Annotated in this window: 2 rRNA genes; both read left to right on the top strand. The window is 57.1% G+C overall.

Annotation, left to right across the window (positions count from 1 at the left end):
- The first annotated feature begins 295 nt into the window (after positions 1-295).
- A 23S ribosomal RNA gene (locus QSK20_RS31805) occupies positions 296-3,405 on the top strand.
- A gap of 77 nt (positions 3,406-3,482) precedes the next feature.
- Positions 3,483-3,599: ribosomal RNA gene (rrf, locus tag QSK20_RS31800) — 5S ribosomal RNA — on the top strand.
- Positions 3,600-3,607 lie beyond the last annotated feature (8 nt).

The following is a 3,607-nucleotide window of genomic DNA, read 5'->3' as shown; positions in this document are numbered from 1 at the left end:
CGGGGTGCTCGATGGCGGAGACACTGGTGAGTCTTTTCCTGGCAACGGCCACGGATCTTCTAGTACGGCCACTTCGGTGGTGTGGAACGGGGGTTGTGGTGCGGCTGGGGAGGGGCGGATGGCACCCTGTTGGGTCCTGAAGGAACAACCCGTGTGGTTGGTTTCTTTGGGCGAAAGCTGCCAGGCATGACCTGGTCTCGCATACCGCCGGCGGTTGTCGGGTCTGGTGTGGGATGTGGTGGGTTGTGGGTTGGTCGTTGGTTGAGAATTGCACAGTGGACGCGAGCATCTTTGTGGTCAAGTTGTCAAGGGCGAACGGTGGATGCCTTGGCACCAGGAGCCGATGAAGGACGTGGGAGGCCGCGATAGGCCTGGGGGAGCTGTCAACCAAGCTGTGATCCCAGGGTGTCCGAATGGGGAAACCTGGCATCAGTCATGTGATGTCACCTGCACCTGAACACATAGGGTGTATGGGGGGAACGCGGGGAAGTGAAACATCTCAGTACCCGTAGGAAGAGAAAACAAATTAGTGATTCCGTGAGTAGTGGCGAGCGAAAGCGGATTGAGGCTAAACCGGCTGCGTGTGATACCTGTCAGGGGTTGCGTGGTCGGGGTTGTGGGACCCTGCTGAACATGCTGACACGTGTTCGAGGAGTTATAAAGCCAGTTGCTAGCCGAACAGTCTGGAATGGCTGACCGTAGGCGGTGAAAGTCCGGTAGGTGAAAGTGGCTGGTCTTCTGTGGGTGTTCCCGAGTAGCGGCGGACTCCTGAAATCTGCCGTGAATCTGCCAGGACCACCTGGTAAGCCTAAATACTTCCTGGTGACCGATAGCGGACGAGTACCGTGAGGGAATGGTGAAAAGTACCCCGGGAGGGGAGTGAAATAGTACCTGAAACCGTTCGCCTACAATCCGTCGGAGCCTTGCGGGGTGACGGCGTGCCTTTTGAAGAATGAGCCTGCGAGTTAGTGGCATGTGGCGAGGTTAACCCGTGTGGGGGAGCCGTAGCGAAAGCGAGTCTGAATAGGGCGTTTTTAGTCGCATGCTCTAGACCCGAAGCGGAGTGATCTAGCCATGGGCAGGCTGAAGCGCGGGTAAGACCGCGTGGAGGGCCGAACCCACCAACGTTGAAAAGTTGGGGGATGACCTGTGGTTAGGGGTGAAAGGCCAATCAAACTCCGTGATAGCTGGTTCTCCCCGAAATGCATTTAGGTGCAGCGTCGCGTGTTTCTTGCCGGAGGTAGAGCACTGGATGGTCTAGGGGGCCCACAAGCTTACCGAAATCAGCCAAACTCCGAATGCCGGTAAGTGAGAGCGCGGCAGTGAGACTGCGGGGGATAAGCTTCGTAGTCGAGAGGGAAACAGCCCAGATCACCAGCTAAGGCCCCTAAGCGTGTGCTAAGTGGAAAAGGATGTGGGGTCGCATAGACAACCAGGAGGTTGGCTTAGAAGCAGCCACCCTTTAAAGAGTGCGTAATAGCTCACTGGTCAAGTGGTTCCGCGCCGACAATGTAGCGGGGCTCAAGCACACCGCCGAAGCTGTGGCATTCACATTTTACTTCGCGTGCCCTTGATGGTGCGTGCAGGTGTGTGGATGGGTAGGGGAGCGTCGTGCCGGGGGTGAAGCATCCGAGTGATCGAGGTGTGGACGCGGCACGAGTGAGAATGCAGGCATGAGTAGCGAAAGAAGGGTGAGAAACCCTTCCGCCGGATGACCAAGGGTTCCAGGGCCAGGCTAATCCGCCCTGGGTGAGTCGGGACCTAAGGCGAGGCCGAGAGGCGTAGTCGATGGACAACGGGTTGATATTCCCGTACCCGCGAAAGAGCGACCCTGATGAACCTCGTTGTGCTAACCACCCGAGCTGGCGGCGGTCTTCGGACCAATGTTGGGGAGCGTGGGAACCTGGCGGGTAGTAGTCAAGCGATGGGGTGACGCAGGAAGGTAGCTGAGCCCGGCCGGTGGTTGTGCCGGGGTAAGCGTGTAGGCCGCACCATAGGCAAATCCGTGGTGCATGTAGGCTGAGACGTGATGCCGAGCCGATTCAGGTGAAGTCAGTGATCCTATGCTGCCGAGAAAAGCCTCTAGCGAGTTCTTAGCGGCCCGTACCCCAAACCGACACAGGTGGTCAGGTAGAGAATACCGAGGCGATCGGGCGAACTGTGGTTAAGGAACTCGGCAAATTGCCCCCGTAACTTAGGGAGAAGGGGGGCCGGAGACGTGAAGCCCCGCGCGGGTGGAGCGTTGTATGGCCGCAGAGAGCAGGGGGAAGCGACTGTTTACTAAAAACACAGGTCCATGCGAAGAAGTAATTCGATGTATATGGACTGACGCCTGCCCGGTGCTGGAACGTTAAGGGGACCTGTTAGCTCTTCGGGGCGAAGCGGAGAACTTAAGCGCCAGTAAACGGCGGTGGTAACTATAACCATCCTAAGGTAGCGAAATTCCTTGTCGGGTAAGTTCCGACCTGCACGAATGGCGTAACGACTTCCCCACTGTCTCAACCACAGGCCCGGCGAAATTGCAGTACGAGTAAAGATGCTCGTTACGCGCGGCAGGACGGAAAGACCCCGGGACCTTTACTATAGCTTGACATTGGTATCCGAATTAGCTTGTGTAGGATAGGTGGGAGCCGGTGAAGTCCGTACGCCAGTACGGGTGGAGGCAATCTTGAAATACCACTCTGGTTGATTTGGGTATCTAACTTCGGACCGTTATCCGGTTCAGGGACAGTGTCTGGTGGGTAGTTTAACTGGGGCGGTTGCCTCCTAAAAGGTAACGGAGGCGCCCAAAGGTTCCCTCAGCCTGGTTGGCAATCAGGTGTTGAGTGCAAGTACACAAGGGAGCTTGACTGTGAGACTGACAGGTCGAGCAGGGACGAAAGTCGGGACTAGTGATCCGGCACTTGCGTGTGGAAGCGGTGTCGCTCAACGGATAAAAGGTACCCCGGGGATAACAGGCTGATCTTCCCCAAGAGTCCATATCGACGGGATGGTTTGGCACCTCGATGTCGGCTCGTCGCATCCTGGGGCTGTAGCAGGTCCCAAGGGTTGGGCTGTTCGCCCATTAAAGCGGTACGCGAGCTGGGTTTAGAACGTCGTGAGACAGTTCGGTCCCTATCCGCCGTGCGCGTAGGATACTTGAGAAGGGCTGTCCCTAGTACGAGAGGACCGGGACGGACGAACCTCTGGTGTGCCAGTTGTCCTGCCAAGGGCACGGCTGGTTAGCTACGTTCGGAAGGGATAACCGCTGAAAGCATCTAAGCGGGAAGCTCGCTTCAAGATGAGGTATCCCACCCTCTTTGGAGGGGTAAGGCCCCCAGCTAGACGACTGGGTTGATAGGCCGGAAATGTAAGCTCGGTAACGGGTTCAGTTGACCGGTACTAATAGGCCGAGGACTTGACTACAAGGTTCTGCTTGCGTCCACTGTGTGATTCACGGCTAACGAACAACCCGAGCCGGTTGTTTGATATGTCGATAGTGTTACGGCGGTCATGGCGGAGGGGAAACGCCCGGTTACATTCCGAACCCGGAAGCTAAGCCCTCCAGCGCCGATGGTACTGCACTCGGGAGGGTGTGGGAGAGTAGGACACCGCCGGACTTCTTTCA

The organism is Micromonospora sp. NBRC 101691, assembly GCF_030269285.1.
GTDB classification, from domain to species: Bacteria; Actinomycetota; Actinomycetes; order Mycobacteriales; family Micromonosporaceae; genus Micromonospora; species Micromonospora echinospora.
The sequence above is the reverse complement of the archived record's forward strand: the minus strand, read 5'-3'. Positions and strand labels throughout refer to the sequence as shown.